The sequence below is a fragment of the Microcoleus sp. FACHB-68 genome, assembly GCF_014695715.1.
Taxonomy (GTDB): domain Bacteria; phylum Cyanobacteriota; class Cyanobacteriia; order Cyanobacteriales; family Oscillatoriaceae; genus FACHB-68.
In genome coordinates, this window is the sequence record NZ_JACJOT010000017.1 from 68,190 (window position 1) to 90,915 (window position 22,726).

Consider the following 22,726-nt stretch of genomic DNA (forward strand, 5'->3'; position numbering starts at 1 on the left):
GATAGTTTGCACTTCAGGCTTGCTCACTACACCAAGCCGACAACGCAATTTTGTTTGTCTAACAAACGTCTAGATCGCAGCGTAAGGAAAATCATAATCGAGTTATTTGAAATCGCGGCTAGGCTGACAAAACCAAGTCTGCCGGCTTAAGAGATTGACTTAGTCCGCGCCGGCAGACTAGGTTTGTGTAGCCGCGATAGCGTAGCGTTGTGCCAGCAATTGAAAATTGCTATTCGATTTCCTCTTAAGTCGTATATTCGGCGTTAATCTTCACATAGTCATAACTTAAATCACATCCCCAAGCTGTCCCAGAACCGGCTCCATTTCCCACACTCACGGAAATTAAAACCGTATCTTCTTTCAAATACGCTCCCGCAGCCGCCTGTTTCATATAATTACTCGCGGCAGCCCGATCAAATGGCAGAGGTTGACCGTTTTCCATTAATAAGAAATCTCCTAACTGAATGCGGAGATTTTCTTGCTCAAATGGCACGCCGGCACGTCCTGCCGCCGCTGCAATTCGTCCCCAATTTGGATCACGTCCAAAAATTGCCGACTTCACCAAAGAGGAACCGACAATGGTTTTAGCAATTTGACGCGCTGCCGCTTCATCTTTTGCTCCGGAAACTTGCACTTCAACTAAGCAGGTTGCCCCCTCTCCATCCCGTGCAATTGCCTTAGCTAAATACTGACAAATTGCAGTCAGCATTGCCTCTAATTTGTCCGCCTCCGCACCAGGTTCTGTAATCGCCGGCGTCCGAGATTGTCCGTTTGCGAAAGCGATTAACGTGTCATTGGTACTCGTATCACCATCAACGGTAATTTGATTAAAACTTTTATCTGCGGCGCGGCTTAACATATCGTGCCAAAGATGAGACGAAACAGCGGCATCGCAAGTAATAAACGCCAACATTGTTGCCATGTTGGGATGAATCATGCCCGATCCTTTGCACATTCCACCCATCCGGACTGTGCGATCTCCAAACTGCATCTCGAAGGCGATTGATTTCGGCACTAAATCGGTGGTGCAGATCGCCTTCGCCGCAGCATCGCCCCCATCTGCCGAAGCTGCCGCTACTAAGTTGGGAATTCCCGCCCGCAAGCCGTCCATTTTAATTCGTTGCCCGATAACGCCGGTGGATGCCAGCAAAATCGTGTCGGAGGCAATATTCAGTTCTTGTGCCAACAGCATTGCACTTTCTATCGCATCCAGCCAACCTTGTTCGCCGGTGGCAGCATTGGCTTGACCGGCATTACATAAAATCGCTCTAGCACTGGCTTTGGCTTGCAAACGTTGCCGGCAGTAATCCACACACGCCGCCCGCACTTGAGAAGTCGTAAACACCCCAGCCGCAATCGCATCTCCCTCAGACACAATTAACGCCAAATCCGGCGCACCCGAAGGCTTTAAGCCGGCTGCAATTCCTGCTGCCCGATACCCTCTTGGTGCCGTTACCCCACCGCTAATTTCCTGCCACTGTGCCATATTTCCTCCCAACCCTATTAGCCCGACTGAGAGGCGATTATATCAGGCGAGTGGGAATTGAATGTGTGAGTGGAACTATCTTACCGGCAGCGCGTCCTCAAAAAAAATATGCAGCCATCCACAAAAAACTCTTCGCCAGATATAAAATTTCAAGTTTCAATAAATTAGGCGACTAAAAAAATCCTTTTGCCGGCTTAGCAAAACTCTCCCCCACTCCCCCACTCAGCACTCAGGACTCAGCACTGAGCACTCCCCTTCCCCCATGCCCCATGCCCCATGCCCAAAAACAAAAAAAAGGGAGAGCCTTGGGGGACTCTCCCTGCCATCAGGGTGCATCTACTTATCACAAGATAGCATCTTAGGGATGAGGGGTCAAACCCCTCAAACAAATTTGTAAAGAAACTACAAAAAAAGGTGGTCATGAACCACCTTTTCCGATCTGGGGACTAAGTTTTTCAGTTGCTAAGCGTTCAACTTACGAGCTAGCAGTTGGTTGGTGAGCTTGGGATCGGCGCGTCCCCCGGTTTGTTTCATCACCTGTCCGACAAAAAAGCCCAGCAGCTTCGTTTTACCGGCACGATATTGTTCCAGTTCCTTGGGATTCGCCGCCAGCACTTCATCAATCATGGTTTCCAAAGCGCCGGTGTCGGAAATTTGGCTCATTCCCTTGCTTTCTACCAATTCCTTGGCAGATCCACCGTTTGTTAGCAACTCTGGCAGCAGATCCTTCGCCATCTTGCCGCTAATCGTGCCGGCTTCGATCAGGGAAATCAGTTCGCCTAAACTTGCCGGCTTGAGGGGAATTTCTGTAATGCTGAGCTTTTCCGTTTTCAGGTAAGCCGCAATATCCCCCATAATCCAGTTAGCCGCTTGCTTGGCATTCGCACCGGCATCCACCGCCTGCTCAAAATATTCTGCCACTTGCCGGTCCTCCGTCAGCACCCGCGCATCATAAGCAGAAAGCCCTAATTCAGTTTCGTAGTGGTGGCGTTTGTGCGCCGGCAACTGAGGCAACTCAGATTTCCACTGCTCTAACTGTTTCGCCGACACTTCAATCGGAGATAAATCCGGTTCTGGGAAATAGCGATAATCGCTAGAACCTTCCTTCAAGCGCATACTGATCGTGCGCTGACTGCCTTCTTCCCAAAGCCGCGTTTCTTGATAAATTCGCTCACCGGCTTCCACGGCAGCAATTTGCCGCTCAATTTCATAATCAATCGCCCGCGCAATTGCACTGAAGGAGTTCATATTTTTAATCTCCACCTTCGTGCCAAACTTCTCTTGTCCAACCGGACGAACAGAGATATTGACATCACAGCGCAGCGAACCTTCTTGCATATTGCCATCGCTGACGCCAAGATAGCGCACAATCCGCTGCAATTCTTGAGCGTATTCAGCCGCCTCTTGCCCAGAACGAATATCCGGTTCTGAGACAATTTCAACTAAAGGAATACCGGCACGATTGTAATCTACCAGCGAGTAAGTCGAACCCGACAGACGATCACTGCCGGCGTGCACCAACTTGCCGGCATCCTCCTCCATGTGCAGGCGCGTAATGCCAATGCGCTTGCGTCTGCCATTGCCTTCCTCATCCACCAGCTCAATCTCCAACCAGCCATGCTCTGCAATCGGCAAGTCATACTGAGATATCTGATAGTTCTTCGGCAAATCTGGGTAAAAATACTGCTTGCGGTCAAATTTGCTGTACTTAGCAATTTCGCAGTTAAGCGCCAAGCCGGTTTTCACGGCATATTCCAGCACCTTCTGATTCAGTACAGGCAACACCCCTGGCATTCCCATGCAAATCGGATCAATATTCGTGTTGGGAGGTGCTCCAAATTCCGTCGAGGAACTGGAAAAAATCTTAGTTTTGGTACTAAGCTGACAATGGGTTTCCAGCCCGATAATCGCTTCGTACTGAGTTTTAACCGATGCAGCTGTGGTCATGGGCGTTACAGATTGCTTCTCTCGCAACGATTTGCTCCTATTGTAGCCCTGTCTCAGTCCCCTCAGCGCTTAAATCACGATTGCCGGCACCGCCTTACCCACCCAAAAGGCGAGTCAATGTCAAGTTTCTAGTGCTCGTTAACAAAAGTAACCTGCTGATGCCGTATCCCTCTCTCCGCTTCCCAAACCGAGCTTTAACAACCAAACAGAAACGTGACACAATAGAATTGAGCGAGATTTTTTGCAATTAACAGAGGTAAACATGGCAGAAATCACAAAAGAGGAAATGCGTGAAAGGCTGGGAAATATCGATCAAATTCGCGATATCATCTTCGGCGCTCAACTGCGGGAATATAACAATCGCTTTGAAAAGATAGAGACTGAATTATCTCTGCTCCAGCAAGAAATGCACGATTATGCTGAGCAGGTAAAAAGTGTTCTTTCTACAGAAGTTCGAGCGGCTGTTGATTCTTTCGAGAAAAAACTCAAATCGGTTAATTTAAGCACCCAAGAAGAAAGCGCCGATCTTCGCCAGCAAATCGACCGGATTAATCGCAAGTTTTCAAATCACTTGGAAGCGCTTGATGAATCGGTTGACAAACAAACAAGTTCTATGCGTGACGATCTTTCACAAACCAGAGATAGGCTTCAAGACGAAGTTCGCAATCTGAGAAATCAGGTTTTCGATGAGCTAGACAAACGTCTATCTTTGCTGCGAGATGTCAAGGTTTCTAGAGACGACATGGCTGAAGTTTTGTTTGAGCTGGGGATGCGGCTAAAAGGAACAGAGTTTGTTCCTGAGCTTAAGGAAGCTGCCGATACGAATATGTATACGGATGTGCGGTTGATTGAACCCACCCATAACCAATAGAAAATCCAGATACTTATTCTAAGTCATTGCTAAAAGTAGCTTGATTTTATAGATTAGCAGATCATGGCTTTATCGGAAGAAAATCCAGGAAGCAGGGAACAGCCAGAGGGGTTTGTTTCTGAATCTGTTCAGTTACAAGAGGATTCAGCAGCTCAGCTTGAAGTTTTGCTGGATCTTTTGATGGAACTGAACATCATTGATTCAGATGAAAAACCCGTTGCTGAAACCCTTTCATCCCAAAATGATTCCAACGGTAAAGTTGCGGAAGCTGAGCGCTTGACAAATGTCACCTCTCAGCCTCCACTGCTAGATAATTCACCAGAAATATCAGGTTCGCATCAGTCAGATGTAGCAGATTTAAATGGCAGTATCGAAGAATTAAAAAGTTGGTTGCTGCTACCGGCATCAAAACAAGAAACGCCGGCACAGGCAGAGCAAGAGAATTTAGATAGCAACCCAGAAGACAAAAATCTTGCCGAATTCTCAGCGCCGGCACAGACAGAGATTGCCGATTTAAATCCCACAAGATTCTCAGCGCCGGCACCGGCAGATATCGCAGATTTAAGTACCACCATAGCCGACTTAAAAAAATGGCTGCTGCCGGCACAGAGGCAAGAAGAACCAACAAAATCCGCAGCGCCGGCACAACCAGACGTTGGAGATTTAGATGCTAACCGAGAGGATGAAAATGCTGCCGAATCTTCAGCGCCGGTGTCACCGAATTTTGCCGCTTTAGACGCGACACTTGAGAAATGGCAAAATCGGATAAATCAGCGCCAGCAGCTTGAAAATAATGCTGAAGAATCCCTGTCAACGGGACAAGAATCAAAAGAGCCGGTTAATCCTGTTGAAAGTTTGCAAAATCTTCTATTTGGCTCTCAACTCACAGAAATAGAAGATTTTAAAAAGCTGCTGACTGAATCAGAATTGCCTGGAGTTCATAGCCAGCTTTCAAACATTCAATATAAGCTAGAAAATATCGAACATCAGCTTTACGATCCTGAACAGTTAATGAAGCTTTTGCTGCCTTGGATCGCTCACATTCTCAGCCTCAAAATTTCTGACTCTAAAGAAGAAGTCATTCAGGCAATCGTCCCAATTATTGATGAAGTTATTAAAAATAGAACCCAACAAAATAAGCTTGCAATGAGTGCGGCAATTGCTGATTTGTTACCGGGAGCAATTTCTCAACAAATTAAGAACTCTCCCCAAGAAATGGCGAATGCGATTGCTCCAGAAATCGCCTTTGCAATTAAAGAGCAAATTCGGCTAGATCGAGACGCAATTGCCGAAGCGTTAGCACCGGAAATGGGGAGAGCGATTAAAGAACAAATTCGGCTTGAACGAGATGTCATGGTAGATGCGCTTTATCCCGTTATTGGTAATACCATTACGCGATATCTGGGAGAAGCGATTCGCTCTATCAATGAAAAAGCCTCAAGCGCCTTGAGTGTAGAAGGAGTTCAGCGCAAAATCCGCGCCAAAGTTCAGGGAGTCTCTGAGGCAGAATTAATCCTCCGGGAAGCCATGCCGTTTAGCGTGCCGGCCATTTTCTTGATTCACAAAACATCAGGACTAATTATTTCAGATGTTCAGCATTCTGGAAATCAAAGATTAGAATCTGAAATGGTGGCGGGGATGTTAACGGCTATCCGCAGCTTTGTGAATGAATGTATTGTTCAGTCGGGAGAAATTTCGGAACTCAATGAAATTGAATATGGGGATTCTAAAATTATTTTGGAAGTGGCAGGATACTGCTATTTAGCGGTAGTCGTTAAAGGAGATCCCTCCAAAAAGTTTATTGAAAGCATCCGAAAAACCTTGAGCGTTATCATTTTAGAATACGGTCAGCCTATCGAATTTTTTAATGGCGATCCGGCAACCATACCAGAGCCAGTACCGGCGTTATTAGAAACATTAATGAACTCTGCAGCAGAGAAGCTGCCGGCGAAACAACCCCGCGCCCTTTTAGGAATTGGTTTACTTGCTTTAAGCCTAATTTTAGTGCCTTGGGGATTTTATTCCTACCGCAATAAAATTGAACGGGGCATTGAAGCCAAAGCCGGTTCTGCCTTAGCCTCCGCGCCCGAATTAGCTGTTTATCGTTTGAGCGTTGATGCTGAGGGAAAAACTTTGAAATTGACCGGAAACTTGCCTAATCAAGAACTCCGAGAAAAAGCTGCTAAAATTGCCAAAGCCGCAGTCCCAACCCTGAGTTTAGATAATCAAATTATTGCCGTTGATGTACCTCCTGATCCCGTATTAGTCGCAGCGGAAGTAAAACGGGCAACCGATGTTTTAAATCAGATAAAGGGCGTGTCTATTTCAACAAAATATGCCGAACGTAAAGTCACCGTAGAGGGAACGGTTAGGGAAAAAACAGACACCCAGAAAATCGTCCAAGCCCTCAAACAAATTCCGGGGGTTCAATCTGTTATCAGCACGATACAGTTCAATCCGCTCCAGATTACCAGCCGAATCTACTTTGAGCCTGGATCTGCCGCACTCAGCCCTGCCTATCTCAAAACTATTATCCAGATTAAAAGTTTTTTACAGCAATACCCTGAGAAAAACCTTAGGATAATAGGTCATAGCGATGCCCTGGGCAATCAAACCACAAATCAGCAGTTAGCGCGACAACGGGCGATAGCTGTGCGAGACGCGCTTGTGAGTCAAGGTGTCGATCCCAAGCGACTACAAGCGATTGGGAAAGCAAAACCTCCTGCGGGTGTGGAGTCCAATCAACCGTTACTGTTAAGCAGATGTGTGGTATTTGAACCGGCAACACCGGCAAGAACCAACACTCAGTAATTCTGGCAGGCTGAGCAATTATGTCAACCTATAATCCGTCAGTTAACTAAATATGTCAATGATATCAAAAAAAATGTGCCTGGTCGGCGATTTTGGCGTTGGAAAAACTAGCTTAATTCGCCGATTTGTTGATCGCCAGTTTAGCGATCAGTACCTTTCAACAGTTGGTGTTAAAATTTCTCGAAAAAATATTGAACTGATTGGGGCGAAGGAGCAGGAAAAGCTAGATTTACAGCTGTTAATATGGGACTTAGAAGGGCATACTAAATTTAAGGCGATTGCCCCAAGTTACTTACAAGGAGCCAGTGGTGCGGTGATCGTTGCAGATGTGAGCCGGCAAGAAACCATTGAGCGAATTCCAGAGCATCTTCAGCTCTTTACATCTGTTAACCCCAAAAGCTCTATCATTATCGCTTTAAATAAATCCGACCTCATTGATGAAGAAAAACTGGCAAAGCTTTTTGAGCTTGTCGAGGATCTCTCTCACGAGCAAATACTAAGCATCCATACAACTTCGGCAAAAATCGGCAAAGACGTAGATGAAATCTTTCAGAAATTAGCTTACAAAATGGTAGAGCCGGTGTAACTAAACTTTGATTTTTAACTAGCGCTAAATCTCCAAGCCTTCATGAAATACCAAGTTTTAAATCAGATTTTCCATAAACCCTCGTCCATCAACCAGATGGAATACATGGTAGTAGATGAACACTTCAACATCATAGAAATATCTGATGGAGCCAGACACTTTTCTGATCGTCCCTATGAAGCCATCCTCGGAAACGATGTTCGCGCCGGCTTTCCCGAACTCATTGGCATCGAAGATTATCTAATTGCCCTCCTTCAAGGGCAACAGGAGCTTTTTGAACTCAAAGGCATTGATCGCTCTGTTGAAGCGAGTTCTCCCTTATATATAGATGTTTACGTCATTAGAGATGAAGACGAAAAACTTTTAAAAAATCGATTGCTCGTCCTCATGGAAAACTCGACTGAAAGGATGGTTTTAAAACAAACCTTAGTTCAGCGAGAAAACGAATCTTATCTTTTATTAAGCCAACTATCAGCCGCCAAATCTTATCTTGAAAAAATTTTATTAGCCACGTCTGATGCTTTATTTGTTGTAAATAAAAACGCAATTATAAAAACAGTTAATAAAGCGACTTTAGATTTGTTTGGCTATCAAGAAAAAGACTTAATAGATCAGCCGCTTGCGATGATTATGGCTGAAGGGCAAAGCGAGAATAAAATAACATCAGTCAGAGATTTTTTACAGCCGGCAACAGCCCTATCTAGAGGGGAATTTTTGCAAAATGTCGAAGTCATTTGCCAAACCAAAACCGGAGAAGAAATTTTCATCGCCTTTTCTGGCTCAGCCATCCAAACCGGCTTAGATAACCTAGAAGATTTTGTCTATATCGGTCGAGATATCACCGAGCGCAAGCGCACCGAAGCCGCCATAGCCAAAATGAACGCAGCACTCGCCCAGCGAGTTAGCGAACGAACCCTCGAATTAAGGCAAACCATCCAGCAACTAGAAACCCAAATTGCCGAGCGCCAGAAGATAGAAACAGCCTTGCGAGAGAGTAAATTGCGCTTCAGCAGCCTAATGAACTCGCTTCAAGATGTGGTGTGGTCAATTTCAGCAACAACCTTTGAACTGCTTTACCTAAACCCAGCTACAGAGACACTTTACAACCGGCCTGTTGGGGAATTTTATAACAATCGCCGACTCTGGCTTGAAGTGATTCACCCAGAAGACCGTGAGCGAGTTTCTAACTATGTTTCCACAATTGTAAAAACCGGCAGCGCCGAAATAGAATACCGCATCATTCGTCGCGACTCAGAAGTGCGTTGGGTTTACGATCGAGGTCAGTTAATTAAAGATGCCAAAGGCAACGGCATCCGAATTGAAGGCATCATCACCGACATTACCGAACGCAAGCAAGCCGAAGCCATCCTGCAACAAACCAATGAAGAATTAGAACGCCGAGTCGATGAACGCACCGCCGAATTAAAAGCAACCAACGAACAATTACTTAGCGAAGTTTGGGCACGGCAGCAAACAGAAGAAGCACTGCGCCAAGCTCACGATGAATTAGAAATTCGAGTGCAAGAACGCACCGCAGAACTCGCGACAACCAACGCAGCATTACAAGCAGAAATTAGCGAACGCCAGCGAGCCGAAGAAGTCCTACAAAACATCGTTGCCGGCACAGCCTCCGTCACCGGAGAAGAATTTTTTCCCGCACTGGTGCGCCATCTGGCAGCCGCACTCGACGTTCGCTATGCCCTCGTCTCAGAAGCCAAAGGAGACCCGATTGAAAAATTGCAATCCCTCGCCTTTTGGGCCGGCGATCAACTGGGAAACAACTTCGAGTACAACCTAGCCGGCACTCCCTGTGAAGTCGTGATCAAACAGGAACAGCTCTGTCACTTTCCCGATTATTTGCAGGAACGTTTCCCACAAGCGCCGGCACTCGTTCCAATGGGTGCAGCCGGTTACTTGGGAGTTCCCCTATTAGACAGATCGCAAAAAGTGATTGGCAACCTGTGCATTATCCATGACCGGCCACTCAAGGAAGATCCGCAGGCCACATTGCTGATCACGGTTTTTGCCGCCCGCGCCGCAGCAGAACTCGAACGCCAGCAAGCCCAAGAAGCACTACGGAAATCCCACGATCAATTAGAAATTCGAGTCCAAGAACGTACCGCCGAGTTAATCGAAACCAATGAATTTCTTCAGTATGAAATTACTGAGCGCAAACAAGCAGAGGCGGAACTGCAAAGATACGCAGATGAACTTCAGGATTTGTATAACTACGCCCCCTGCGGTTATCACTCTCTCGACCTAGATGGGATATTCATCCGAATCAACGATACCGAACTTAATTGGTTTGGCTATACGCGAGATGAACTGATCGGAAAAATGAAATTTGCTGATATCCTGACAGCAGAGAGTGTGCAAACTTTAAAGGAAAATCTTCCCTGCTACCACGCGCAAGGCTGGCTCAGCGATCTTGAGTTCGACATCATTCGTAAAGATGGCACAATACTGCCCATCCTCTTGAGTTCAACAGCAGTTAGAGATAGCGCCGGCAACTATTTAATGTGCCGGTCCTCCGTTTTTGATATCACCGCTCGCAAGCAGGCAGAACAAGCACTGCGAGAAAGCGAAATTCGGCTCAGAAGCCAGCAAGCAGGACTGATGGCGCTCGCCAAGTGCCAACCCCTGTACACCGGCGATCTGGAAGCAGCCTTGCAAGAGATTACCCAAATCGCAGCTCAGACGCTTGAGTTAGAGCGGGTCAGTGTCTGGTTCTACAACGATGACCACTCCAAAATTAACTGCGCTGATCTGTATGAACTGACCCAAAATCAGCATTCCAGTGGCCTAGAACTCGCTGCCACAGACTTTCCCAATTATTTCCAAGCGATTAAAGCAGACCGCACAATTGCTGCGGATGACGCTCACACCGATCCCCGGACTCAGGAGTTTTCAGAGTGCTATCTCAAACCCTTGGGAATTGCATCCATGTTAGATGTACCCATTCGCATGGGTGGGCGAACAGTCGGAGTGCTTTGTCACGAACACATCGGAACCGCCCGCCGTTGGGCGCTAGAAGAGCAAAACTTCGCGAATTACTTGGCCTACATGGCATCTCTGGCGATGGAAGCCGGTGAGCGCAAACGAGCAGAAGAGGAACGGCAAAAATTTGTTGCCCTTGTCGAAAATAGCAGCGACTTCATTGGCATGGCCACATTAGAAAGCGAAGTCTTTTATCTCAATGAAGCGGGGCGTCAGCTGGTAGGACTCGACAGTGACCAACAAACCTTGGTTCCTAAAATATCCGACTATGTTTCTCAAGACACTTGGGTGCAATATCAACAGACGTTGTTCCCCACCATTGAAAAAAATGGTCACTGGGAGGGAGAAGGCAAACTGCGCCACTTTAAAACCGGCCAGCTCATCGACACCCAAATGACCGTGTTTATTGTCAAGCACTTAGAAACCGGCGAACCCATGTGTTTTGCCACCGTTCAGCGCGATATTACTGACCGCAAGCTAGCAGAAGCTGCACTTTTAGAAAGCGAGAACAAATATCGTTCTGTTGTTAACAGCTTACATGAAGTCATTTTCAAAAAAGACGCAAATGGCTTGTGGACATTTCTCAACCCAGCCTGGACAGAAATCACCGGCTTCACTGTTGAAGAAAGCCTAGGCAAAAACTTTCTAGAATTCATTTATCCCGATGACCGCCAAGTAAATTTAGGGCATTTTGAAAGCCTAATTAACCATAAAAAAGAAGTCATCCGGCACGAAATTCGTTACTTAACAAAAAAGGGTGGCTACCGCTGGATTGAGGTTCAAAAACGCTTGAATTTGGCATCAGACGGCACAGTGCTCGGCGTTTCAGGCACCCTCAACGACATTACCGACCGCAAGCTAATAGAACAAGCCCTAGAGCAAGAGCGTCAGCAGCTGCGGCAAATTATTACCAATGCGCCGGTGGCAATGGCAATGTTTGATACCGAGATGCGCTATCTCGCTCACAGCAATCAGTGGGTGACAGATTACCAGCTACAGGAGCAAGCTTTGATCGGGCGTTCCGCCTATGAAGTTTTGCCCTATCTATCATTGCCTCGAAAACATATCCACCAGCGGGCGCTGCAAGGGGAGGTCATTTCCAAACCAGAGGAAATGTTTGAGCAGTTAGACGGCTCTAAAATGTATCTGCGCTGGGCTGTTCAACCTTGGTATAGCTCAGAGGGAAAAGTTGGGGGAGTTGTCATCGTCACTCAAGTGATTAATGAATTGGTCGAAGCGCGAGAAGCCGCCCTGGAAGCCTCGCGGATGAAATCGCAATTCCTGGCCAACATGAGTCACGAAATCCGCACACCGATGAATGGTGTGCTGGGGATGACCGATTTGCTTTTGTCAACGCCACTCAATGCGGAACAGCAAGACTTTGTGCGAACCCTGCGCGTCAGCGGCCAAAATTTGCTGACCCTGATTAATGATATTCTCGACTTCTCCAAGCTCGAAGCCGGTGAAATGCGGCTGGAAACCCTGGACTTTGACTTGAATACCTGTGTGGAAGAAGTCACAGATTTACTAGCAGCACAGGCTAACGCCAAAGGATTGGAACTGTTTACTTTAGTGGAAAGTGATGTGCCGGCAGCCTTATCAGGAGATGCCAGCCGGCTGCGTCAGGTGTTGATCAATTTGGCCGGCAACGCGATTAAATTCACCTCACAAGGAGAAGTGGTGATTCATGTCCAGACGTGCGGCAAAGAACCGGGAAATGAAGAAACCTTGACTTCCTCTCCAGAAGCCGTAAAACTGCGATTTACCGTCAGGGACACCGGCATCGGTATCGCACCGGCAGACTTAGACAAACTCTTCCAATCGTTTTCCCAAGTGGACGCCTCCACCACGCGCAAATATGGCGGCACCGGCTTAGGGTTGGTTATCTGCAAGCAGCTGGTAGAGCTGATGGGAGGTGAGATTGGCGTTGAAAGTGTAGAGGGGCGAGGTTCAACTTTCTGGTTCACCACCACCTTAGAAAAACAAGCCGTCGGCGGAATTTCACAGCCACGGCAGCATCCAGAAATTAAAATCCAAAATTGCCGGATGTTAATCGTGGATAATAACTCCACCAATCGCCAAATATTGCGCTCTTATGCCAACTCTTTTGGCATTGAGGTGAGTGAAGCCGAAACCGGCATCACTGCTCTGACGAGCCTACGCCAAGCTGTAGCCAGTGGTCAACCCTATGATGTGGCTTTGATTAGCTTGGATATCCTGGGGATCAATGGGGAAGTGTTCGGACAACTGATCCGCTTCGATCCTGCCCTCGTTCAAACCAAGTGGATTTCGATCGCTTCAATGCACCAGCGAGAGCAAGCCATTCGCCTGCTGGATCTGGGGTTCTCTTGCTATTTAATCAAGCCGGTGAAAGCGTCCAAGCTGTTAAATTGCTTGAGGCAAGTGATGAATACTAAAGTCTATCCCTCAACAGATGGGGCGATTGCTGCCGGCAGGCACCAGCCGGCACGTGTTCCGCCATTGGCGCTTAAACAACCAACACAGGACAATCCACAGCCGGCAATCACGTCCACCGGCGCTTCTGTCAAGCCGCCAGCACCCACCAATCATGCCCACGATCTAGAGCCACCAGAAACGCCAGCACAACCCCCGGCAACCCTGAAAATTCTGCTGGTGGAAGATACCCCGATTAACCAAAAGGTTGCCCTGAGTCAACTCAAGGTACTGGGTTATCAGGCTGATTGTGTCAGCGATGGGCAGCAAGCCCTTGATCGGCTGGCCCAAACAGATTACGACATTGTGTTAATGGATTGTCAGATGCCGGTTCTTGATGGCTATAAAACGACACAAGCGCTTCGCCTCCGGGAAGGTGAATCTCGCCACACGATTGTGATTGCCCTGACAGCTAATGCCTTAAAAGGAGATCGAGAAAAGTGTTTGGCAGCCGGCATGGATGACTACATCAGCAAACCCATCGATCTCAAATCCTTGGCGGCTATTCTCAATCGCTATAAACCCATAAAAGAACAGCATGAGGAGGAAATAACGTCGGTTCTCTCTTCTGACAACCCTGTGTCTGCACCTCCTCTTGAAGTGCCGGTGGATCTAGAGCGACTGCACGAACTTAGCAGGGGAGATGCGTCATTTGAGTTGGAATTGCTAGAAACCTTTATGGAAGATGCTCCCACTTATGTGGAAGAAATTAAGCAAGCTGCTGAAACTCGTGATATCGCCACCCTTTGCCGGCGTGCTCACCAGCTCAAAGGTGCAAGCGGGATGGTTGCGATCCGCAAGATGCCGGCTCTAGCAGCTCAACTAGAGAGTCAGGCTCAAGAAAATCACCTGGAAGGATTGGCGGAGTTAGTTGCTCAGTTAGAAGCGATTCTACAGCAGGTAAAAGCTTTGATCGCTAACTGGCCAGCTTGTTAAAAATGGCGTGATTAACTTTATCTAGGAACGTGAATTTTTTCTGTCTGAAACTTTCCCATTTTTGAAGTGTTCGATGCGAGTTGAGAGCGACTGGGGTGCGGCGATTGTGTAAGGCTAAAAACAGCAGATTATAACTGCCTGGGTGCAAAATACCATTTCTTGCTATCCTTTGCTGTGTCTGGTGATTAACTTTTTATGTCAAAAATTCTTGTCATCGAAGACGATGCGGCAACTCGGTTATTTCTCAAGAGAGACCTTCACCTAGAGGGGTATGATGTCACGGTGGCGAAGGATGGTGCCGAAGGACTGCTACAAGCAAAGCAGTTACAACCGGCTCTAATTATTTGCGATTGGATCATGCCGTTGATGGATGGGGTGGAGGTGTGCCGGCAGATTAAGGCAGATCCCATTTTGGCTACTACTTTTTTTATCTTACTCACCTCCCGTGAGTCTGTGGCTCACCGAGTCGAGGGACTCGATGCTGGGGCGGATGAGTTTCTTTCTAAACCGATCGATCCGAATGAATTGTTGGCACGGGTAAGAGCCGGTTTGCGCCAGTATCAATTAACTCAAGAATTGAGTCGGGCAAACCAACAACTTAATCACGCGATGCAAGAGTTGCAACACACCCAGATGCAACTGATTCAAAGTGAAAAAATGTCTGGTTTGGGGCAAATGGTGGCCGGCATTGCTCATGAAATTAATAACCCGGTTACATTTATTGATGGTAATCTCGCCCATGCCGGCCACTATCTCCAAGATTTACTAAAGTTAGTCCAGCTCTATCAAAAACACTACCCCAACCCGGTTACAGAGCTTCAGGAGGAAATTGAAGCGATTGATTTTCAATTTCTGGCAAAGGATGTGCCCAAAATTTTGTCTTCGATGAAAATGGGTGCGGAACGAATTCGCAAAATTGTGCTGTCACTGCGTAATTTCTCCCGCCTAGACGAAGCTGAAAAGAAGAAAGTTGACCTGCACGAGGGACTTGATAATACTTTATTAATTTTGCAGCATCGTTTGCAAACGAGTGATAGTTATTCGGGTATTCAAGTTACCAAACAGTATGGAGATTTGCCCTTGGTTGAGTGTTATGCCGGCCAGCTAAACCAGGTATTTTTAAATATTATTAGCAATGCAATTGATGCGCTAGAAGAAGCGAAAACCCATCCGTTAGAAGCGATAGACGCGGCTGAGTGCCTCTTGCCGGTGATCCGAATTCATACAGAAGTGAAGAATCATAGCTCGGTGGTGATCCGAATTGCGGATAATGGATTAGGGATGACAAAGGAAGTTCAGCGGAAATTGTTTGACCCTTTTTTCACAACTAAACCAGTTGGGAAAGGCACTGGAATGGGTTTATCCATCAGCTATCAGATTGTGGTGGAAAAGCATGGCGGTACTTTAACTTGCATTTCTCAACCCAGGGAGGGTGCAGAGTTTATTATTGAAATTCCGCTGCAGCAATCCAAATCATTACTGCCTTCCCATCGGGATAATACATCTGATGTAGCACGGCTGCGCCCTAGTCAAGGTATTTAAGCTGCTAGGCATTTAATTTTTCTAATGCAATTCAGGGCGATAGAAGGAAATGAATTTAAGATTTTGAGCTTTCGCTTAAAATAGCGAATGAGATGCGCCTTAGCTTAGCCGAAAGAAAGTCTAGATTTAAAATATAAAGTGTTATTGGTTAAGTTAACCCGTGATTTAGTTGAGGTTTCCTCTGGTTAACCGAAGGATTTGAGAGTGACAAGTTTGGTAGGTGACTCAACTCAACCGACGAACGAGCCGGCAATTAACCAATGTCTGTTGATTGCAGATTGCGGGCTTGTTCTTCCAGCATTTTTTCTAAGGCTGTGGCCGGCACCGGCGGGCTAAATCCATAGCCTTGCATGAAATCACAGCGATAGTGGCGCAGTAATTCCTGTTGAGCTTTGGTCTCAACTCCCTCGGCAACCACTTTCAAATTCAAGCTATGCGCTAGTTTAATAATGCCGACGATAATGGCGGAATTTTTGTCTTCGTGACTGAGTTCGCGCACAAAGAAACGGTCAATTTTTAAAGTATCAAACGGAAATTGTTGTAAATAACTTAAAGAAGAGTAGCCGGTGCCAAAATCATCTAAGGACAAATGAATGCCTAAAGCTTTAAGTTCTTTTAATGTAGCAATCGCTTTTTTTGGGTTCTGCACCACCGCACTTTCTGTTAGTTCTAACTCTAAAAAGCGAGGATCTAGCCCTGACGCCTCTAAGATTTGAGCAACCCGATCACTTAAACCTGGTTGATTGAATTGAACGCCCGACAAGTTGGCTGCAACGGATAAGGAAAATCCCGCGTCTTGCCAGTCTTTTGCTTGCCGGCAAACCGTCTGTAGCACCCATTCATCAATGGGGACAATTAAGCCGGTTGCTTCGGCTAGGGGAATAAATTCTGCCGGCGGGATTGAACCTCGTTTTGGGTGGTGCCACCGGATCAATGCTTCGGCAGCGACAATTTTTCCGCTTTGGAGGTCAACTTGGGGCTGATAATGCATTTGAAACTCAGATCGTTCTAAAGCATGGTGCACGTCGAGTTCTAGCATCAAGCGATCATAAGATTTCTCCTGCATTGCTGCTGTGTAAAGCTGATAGCAATTACCACTTTGTTCTTGCGCCTCATGCATGGCAGCTTTGGCATTTTTTAACAGACTATCGAGGTCTTCACCATCATTTGGATACAGTGCCATGCCAATACTGCTGGTGATAAAAATTTTATATCCGAGCAACGTAAAGGGTTGAGATAATTCATCAATAATTGTTTGAACCATCTGTGTTGCTTTTTGTTGATCTTCCACTGGCGGCAAAATTAAAGCGAGTTGCTGGCTGTTTAATCGTGCCACTGTACCAATTTCGCTCACATAAGGAACAACCCGTTCGCTAATTTCTTGTAGTAATAAGTCTGTATAGTCGGTTCCCAAACTGTGGCTAAAACGGTCGAGCTGATCCAGACTGAGCACTGCAACCGCAATGATTTGATTGGGGTAAAGTTGAAGATTAAGAGTGTGATGAAATCGCTCACGTAATAAAAGTCGATTAGGAAGATTTGTCAGGCTATCGTAATAAACTAAGTCATTGAGCTGGGAGATCGCTTGCTGAAGGGCGGTATTCTGCTGCTGCTTGAGCATTTCTTGCTTGCTCAACTGCGTTTTAATGGCACCGAGAAGTTCGCTTCTGGTGAAGGGCTTTGTCAGAAAATCATTGGCTCCTAGTTCCATTGTCCGGCGCTGTGCAGCGCGATCTCCTCTAGCCGTCAGGCAAATAACCGGAATCATGGCAGTGGCAGGATTTTGTTGCAATGCAGCCAGCACGCCATAGCCGTCGAGTTCTGGCATCATAATGTCGCACAAAATTAAATCGGGGCATTCTGCGCCGGCCAACTGCACACCGATACTGCCATTTTCAGCTCCTATGACCTGGAACTCTTCAGCCGTCAAGAGTGCCAGCAGATTCTTGCGTATGGAACGCTCATCTTCTATAACTAAAATTTTTTTCATCACTATTTACAGCCGTGCCTAACAGTTTGCCACCCCAATCTCATGGCTTCATCGTAGCGAAATGCGCCGAAAGCTGTTGAATCGACGAGATTTCTTAACGTTAATCTGCAAAATTTTAACGGGAAGGATTGAGAAGGGTCTATGATGTTTAATTATGTTAAGTTTAAACGGTTCTGTGAGCTACGCTACCATCGATCTCGTTCTCACTCTGCTGCTCTTGCTACCTGACCTCTGGTAGTCTCACGATTGAGTGGCACCTTGCTTAAACTTCTATTTCCCAGGCACATTAAATCTAAATAATTTAAAATTTGATATTACCATACATTAATACATTTTTCTCTTATGATTAAATAAATATCTGGAATTTAAGCCAATTATACAGGATGCAAAAGGCAAAATCATGTCTGCCATCTTACACAAATTATGCCGGCTTATACCTTTGGGCAAATCCAATCTGTTTAGTTGCTTGGGAAGCGGCAAGTTTGGTCATCAGTATTCACCAAAAGTCGGCATCTTATTCTTGTAAAGCTATTAATCAATTAAGTTATATATTTTGAATGAGCTGATTTTATCGTTTGCTATTGCGGTTACTAGGCAGAAAGAAACTGGAAAGTCGTGACAGCAGCATCCTTAAAATTTGCGTTGTGGTTGCTTAATGCCGGCTACTGTCAGGGAGTTTTTAAGTGAAGATCTGAGAACATGAATTGTTGTTACCTTTTTCACCAAACATCTTTTTTAGGGTAATTTTGAATTAGAGATATCTCTGAAACAATCACATTTCATAAAAAATCGTTTTTTAGCAAACCTTCCATTTTTGAGCAAACAACAATAATTTTTACAAATAAGCGCCGATATGAATACACTTTTAAAAAAATTATTAGGCCCGCGCCGTATGGAGTATCTAACAATGAATCAAGATTTGATTATTTTAGAAACTTCGGCCAGCGTGAAACGATTTGCTGATCGCCCCAATGAAGTGATTGTTGGCAATGATGTCCGCGCCGGCTTTCCCGAACTGATCGGAGTTGAACATATTTTAGCAGAAGTCTTACAAGGCAAACAGGCCGGCTTAGAATTCAAGGGCATTGCTCGGTCTTCAGAGCGGGAATCTCCTTTATATATCGATCTTTTTGTGAGCGAGTTTCAAAATGATGAAACGCTAGAAAATCAATTAGTTGTGTTCTTTGAAGATGTTACAGAAATGATGGTTCTGAAACAAACATTAGTTCAAAGAGCAAATGAAGCTAGTTTGTTACTCAGTGCGCTGGTGAGTTCAAAAGATTATATAGATAAAATCCTTAAATCAATGGCCGATGCTTTATTAGTGACAACTTCTTCCGGCCAAATCAAAACGATCAATCAATCAACCCAACAGTTATTTCAATACAGCGAAGAAGAATTAATTGGCAAGCCAATTTCGTTGATTATACCTGAGAAAAAACTTCTCTCTCCAGTCATCGAACACTCAGAGTTACGCTCTCAATCTGAATTGTTGCAAAATGTAGAAGTCGATTGTTATACGAAAGCCGGCGAAAAAATTTCCGTTGCTTTTTCCTGTTCAGTCATTCAGACAGATATACAAGGCGTGCGAGATTTTGTTTATATCGGTCGGGATATCACCGAACGTAAGCGTGCTGAAGCGGAAACTCTTCACGCTCTAGAAAAAGAAAAAGAACTCAATGAAATAAAATCTAATTTTGTCTCAATGGCATCCCATGAGTTTCGGACTCCCCTCACGATTATCCTAACTTCTGTAGAATTACTAGAAGATTACTATTACAGTCCTAAAAAATGTGAAAAGAAGACTCAGCAATATTTTCAGATGATTCAAAAAGCCGTCAAACAAATGACAAATTTGTTAGATGATGTGCTGATTATTGGTAAATCGGAAGCCGGCAAACTAGAATTCGATCCCAACTTCATTGACTTAGGAAAATTTTGTGGCGATCTGGTGGAAGAGATGCAGCTCAGTACCGGCAACAAGCACTCCCTTACCTTCGTGAATGAGTGCGAAAGTATTAATGCTTGCATGGATGAAAAACTCCTGCGCCATATTCTCACTAACTTGCTTTCTAACGCACTCAAGTTTTCACCGCCGGGAAAGCCAGTTGTTTTGCACGTCAGATGTCAAGATCAAGAGGTAATTTTTGAGATTCAAGATCAAGGAATCGGTATTCCTTTAGAAGATCAAAAACGATTGTTTGAATTATTTCATCGGGCCAAAAATGCTCGCAATATTTCCGGCACCGGCTTGGGATTGGCAATTGTCCACAAGTCTGTAGAATTACACGGGGGCAGAATTATGGTAGCGAGTGAAGTTGGAGCCGGCACGACGTTTAGAGTCATGATTCCCTGGAATAACTGTCATTTTTTAGACTAACATAATGCGAAAAATCAACCCAATAAATTTAACTTAAGAGAGTTGATATGAATAAGCATTTCAAAAAACTCTTAGTCCCGCGTCACCTGGAGTATCTAATTATAAGCCCGGACTGGATTATTCTAGATATATCTTCGGGTGTCGAAAGATTTGCGGATCGCCCTGATGAAGTGAAACCGGGAAAGGATGTCCGCACCGGCTTTCCTGAATTGATAGGAACTGAAGATATTTTAAATGCCGTCTTGGAAGCACAGCAAGAAAGCTTCGAGCTAAAAGGTATTGGACGATTTTCCGAATTTACTTCCCCTTTTTATCTCGATTTTTATGTCAATGAATATACAGCCGATGAAGAAAGTCTTGAAAAGAAGTTAATTATTTTTTTTGAAGATGTCACAGATAAAATGCTTTTAGAGCAAAGCTTAGTACAAAGTACAAATGAATCAAATCTTTTACTCAGCGCCCTCTCTCATTCAAAAATATATAATAAACAAATTATTACATCAATGGCCGATGCCTTGATAGTGACCACATTTTCTGGCACGATAAAAACCGTTAATAAAGCTGCTCAAAATTTATTCAAATATAGTGAAGAAGAATTAATAGGTCAACAAATTTCAAGATTAATTGCTGATCGAAATTTCTTAAACTTAGTTTTTCAGGAGCAGCTTTTATCAAATGGTGAACTTCTGAAAGATATAGAAGTTGTTTGTCATACCAAAGCCGGTCAAAAAATTTTTGTGGAATTTTCTTGTTCGGGCCTCCAAACCGATATCGAAAATTTAAAAGATTTCCTTTATATCGGTCGTGATATTACGGAACGTCAACGCACCCAACAACGCTGGGGGGCGCAGTATGCCACAGCCCGAATTTTATCGGAATCCGCGACATTAGAGCAGGCTACCCCAAAAATTTTGCTAGCAATTTGTGAAAGCGTAGGATGGACAGTTGGGGAACTTTGGATGGTAGAAAATGAAGAAATGAGAATGAAGCCTGAAGAAAAAATTCTCACTTCTCATTTGAATGGTGTGCGTTCACAATTATTGCGATGTGTCGGAATTTGGTCAAGACCGGCAGCCGTCAGCGCAGAATTTATCGAAGTATCCAAACAAACGACATTTGCCTTTGGCGTTGGTTTACCCGGTTGTGTGTGGGCAAATCGTTCCCCACACTGGATGAGCGATGTCGCTAAGGATGTTAACTTCTTGCGATCACAACTTGCCGCCCGATCTGGATTGCATGGAGGGTTTGGTTTCCCCATCCTCAGCAACGCTGAAGTCCTAGGCGTGATGGCATTCTTTAGCCGCGAAGTGCAACAACCCGATGAAGACTTATTACAGACAATGGCTGCGATTGGCAGTCAAATGGGTCAGTTTATCAAGCGCAAACGAGCAGAAGCTGCGCTTTCTGAAAGTGAAGAACGATATCGAGAATTGTTTGAAAATGCCAACGACTTAATTCAATCCGTTACTGCCGGCGGTCATTTTATTTATGTCAATCGAGCTTGGCAAGAAACCTTGGGATATAGCCAAGCAGAAATTTCAGAATTAACCGTATTTGACATTATTCATCCCGATTGTAAGAACCAATGTTTACAGATATTTCAAAGAGTGATGTCTGGAGAAAAAATAGAACGAGTTCAAGCTGCATTTCTTAGCAAAAAGGGAAAAAAAATTTCAGTAGAAGGAAACGTCAACTGTACATTTGTAGAAGGAAAGCCGGTGGCCACTCGTGCAATTTTCCGAGACATCACCGAGCGATTGCAGGCGGAATCGGAACTGCGCCAAGAAAGGGAACAAACTGAACGCCTATTGCTCAATATATTACCAGCACCCATTGCCGAGCGCCTGAAACAGGGGCCAAGTACCATTGCGGAAAACTTTGCCGAAGTGACAGTTCTGTTTGCAGATATCGTAGGCTTCACACAAATCGCTTCTTATCTGTCACCGATTGAATTGGTAGACTTGCTGAATCAAATTTTCTCAGCTTTTGACCGGCTGAGCGAACAGCATGGTTTGGAGAAAATTAAGACGATTGGGAATGCTTATATGGTGGTGGGCGGACTGCCAAACCGGCGGGGGGATCATGCTCAAGCAATCGCAGCAATGGCCCTTGAGATGCAAGCGGCACTGGCCCAATTTAATCAGGAAAACAATCAAGCATTCAGCATCCGGATCGGAATTCATAGCGGGCCTGTGGTGGCAGGAGTTATTGGCATCAAAAAATTTATTTATGATCTGTGGGGGGACACGGTGAATATCGCTAGCCGTATGGAATCACACGGTTTAGCGGGGCGAATTCAAGTGTCTGATTCCACCTACCAACTCTTGCATGAGTGCTATTTATTTGAAGAACGGGGAACAATCTCAGTGAAAGGCAAAGGAGAAATGAATACTTATTTTCTCTTAGGCAGAAAAGATCAGGACTGTTGCGAAATCCCGCAAATCCAAGGCGAGAATTCTGTATTGGGTGTGCGCGAGGTAACTCAGCGCCTAGTAGAACAGATTGAAGATAAACTGAGAGAAACTTTTGAGTAAATCCGCTGGATGCCGGCCAGGACATGATGAGGGATTGTCAAAAATATTCATGATCAGCGAGAGGCGATTTTTAACCGAATGAAGGGTAATTTAAAAGAAGCAAGAACGCTGTTATTTTTCCGGTTGGTCTGGAGCAAGCTTAGAAAATGACAAACAGTATTAAGAGACAGCCTGTTAGGGAGTCGTAAGGAA

Annotated in this window: 10 protein-coding genes; 7 read left to right on the forward strand and 3 right to left on the reverse strand. The window is 45.3% G+C overall.

Annotated features, from left to right (window positions below; translation table 11 throughout):
- Nucleotides 1-244 precede the first annotated feature (244 nt).
- Nucleotides 245-1,486: a bifunctional ornithine acetyltransferase/N-acetylglutamate synthase gene (argJ, locus tag H6F73_RS22695; RefSeq protein WP_190761043.1), complete on the reverse strand. Its 1,242-nt coding sequence runs from the start codon at nt 1,484-1,486 to the stop codon at nt 245-247.
- A gap of 462 nt (nt 1,487-1,948) precedes the next feature.
- Nucleotides 1,949-3,433, reverse strand: a complete 1,485-nt coding sequence (gene gatB / locus H6F73_RS22700) for an Asp-tRNA(Asn)/Glu-tRNA(Gln) amidotransferase subunit GatB (RefSeq protein ID WP_190761044.1) — start codon at nt 3,431-3,433, stop codon at nt 1,949-1,951.
- Between the two features lie 262 nt (nt 3,434-3,695).
- Here gatB and H6F73_RS22705 point away from each other — a divergent pair, with 262 nt between their 5' ends.
- From H6F73_RS22705 to H6F73_RS22725, 5 genes are all read left to right on the forward strand, one after another.
- Nucleotides 3,696-4,304 (forward strand): hypothetical protein, encoded by a 609-nt coding sequence (locus tag H6F73_RS22705; protein ID WP_190761045.1) that lies wholly within the window; start codon nt 3,696-3,698, stop codon nt 4,302-4,304.
- A gap of 63 nt (nt 4,305-4,367) precedes the next feature.
- The gene (locus H6F73_RS22710; RefSeq protein ID WP_190761046.1) at nt 4,368-7,115 is read left to right on the forward strand and encodes an OmpA family protein; all 2,748 of its coding nucleotides are present in this window, start codon (nt 4,368-4,370) and stop codon (nt 7,113-7,115) included.
- 52 nt (nt 7,116-7,167) lie between these two features.
- Nucleotides 7,168-7,701 (forward strand): Rab family GTPase, encoded by a 534-nt coding sequence (locus H6F73_RS22715; RefSeq protein ID WP_190761047.1) that lies wholly within the window; start codon nt 7,168-7,170, stop codon nt 7,699-7,701.
- Nucleotides 7,702-7,743: 42 nt separating this feature from the next.
- Nucleotides 7,744-14,088 (forward strand): PAS domain S-box protein, encoded by a 6,345-nt coding sequence (locus tag H6F73_RS22720; protein WP_190761048.1) that lies wholly within the window; start codon nt 7,744-7,746, stop codon nt 14,086-14,088.
- Nucleotides 14,089-14,283: 195 nt separating this feature from the next.
- The gene (locus tag H6F73_RS22725; RefSeq protein ID WP_190761049.1) at nt 14,284-15,630 is read left to right on the forward strand and encodes a response regulator; all 1,347 of its coding nucleotides are present in this window, start codon (nt 14,284-14,286) and stop codon (nt 15,628-15,630) included.
- Between the two features lie 253 nt (nt 15,631-15,883).
- On the opposite strand, the gene H6F73_RS22730 is transcribed toward H6F73_RS22725, so the two are convergent.
- Nucleotides 15,884-17,620 carry an EAL domain-containing response regulator gene (locus tag H6F73_RS22730; RefSeq protein WP_190761050.1) on the reverse strand — a complete coding sequence of 579 codons (1,737 nt, stop codon included), beginning with the start codon at nt 17,618-17,620 and terminating at the stop codon, nt 15,884-15,886.
- A 907-nt stretch (nt 17,621-18,527) separates the two neighbouring features.
- On the opposite strand from H6F73_RS22730, the gene H6F73_RS22735 reads away from it, so the two are divergent.
- Nucleotides 18,528-20,000 carry a PAS domain-containing sensor histidine kinase gene (locus H6F73_RS22735; protein WP_242072614.1) on the forward strand — a complete coding sequence of 491 codons (1,473 nt, stop codon included), beginning with the start codon at nt 18,528-18,530 and terminating at the stop codon, nt 19,998-20,000.
- A gap of 47 nt (nt 20,001-20,047) precedes the next feature.
- Complete coding sequence (locus H6F73_RS22740; protein WP_190761052.1) at nt 20,048-22,534, forward strand: adenylate/guanylate cyclase domain-containing protein; 2,487 nt, start codon at nt 20,048-20,050, stop codon at nt 22,532-22,534.
- Nucleotides 22,535-22,726: the final 192 nt, after the last annotated feature.

Excerpts from the sequence above, each read along its gene's own strand:
- argJ (WP_190761043.1), bottom strand. The coding sequence starts at position 1,486 with ATGGCACAGTGGCAGGAAATTAGCGGTGGGGTAACGGCACCAAGAGGG.
- gatB (WP_190761044.1), bottom strand. The coding sequence starts at position 3,433 with ATGACCACAGCTGCATCGGTTAAAACTCAGTACGAAGCGATTATCGGG.
- H6F73_RS22705 (WP_190761045.1), top strand. The coding sequence starts at position 3,696 with ATGGCAGAAATCACAAAAGAGGAAATGCGTGAAAGGCTGGGAAATATC.
- H6F73_RS22710 (WP_190761046.1), top strand. The coding sequence starts at position 4,368 with ATGGCTTTATCGGAAGAAAATCCAGGAAGCAGGGAACAGCCAGAGGGG.
- H6F73_RS22715 (WP_190761047.1), top strand. The coding sequence starts at position 7,168 with ATGTCAATGATATCAAAAAAAATGTGCCTGGTCGGCGATTTTGGCGTT.
- H6F73_RS22720 (WP_190761048.1), top strand. The coding sequence starts at position 7,744 with ATGAAATACCAAGTTTTAAATCAGATTTTCCATAAACCCTCGTCCATC.
- H6F73_RS22725 (WP_190761049.1), top strand. The coding sequence starts at position 14,284 with ATGTCAAAAATTCTTGTCATCGAAGACGATGCGGCAACTCGGTTATTT.
- H6F73_RS22730 (WP_190761050.1), bottom strand. The coding sequence starts at position 17,620 with ATGAAAAAAATTTTAGTTATAGAAGATGAGCGTTCCATACGCAAGAAT.
- H6F73_RS22735 (WP_242072614.1), top strand. The coding sequence starts at position 18,528 with ATGAATCAAGATTTGATTATTTTAGAAACTTCGGCCAGCGTGAAACGA.
- H6F73_RS22740 (WP_190761052.1), top strand. The coding sequence starts at position 20,048 with ATGAATAAGCATTTCAAAAAACTCTTAGTCCCGCGTCACCTGGAGTAT.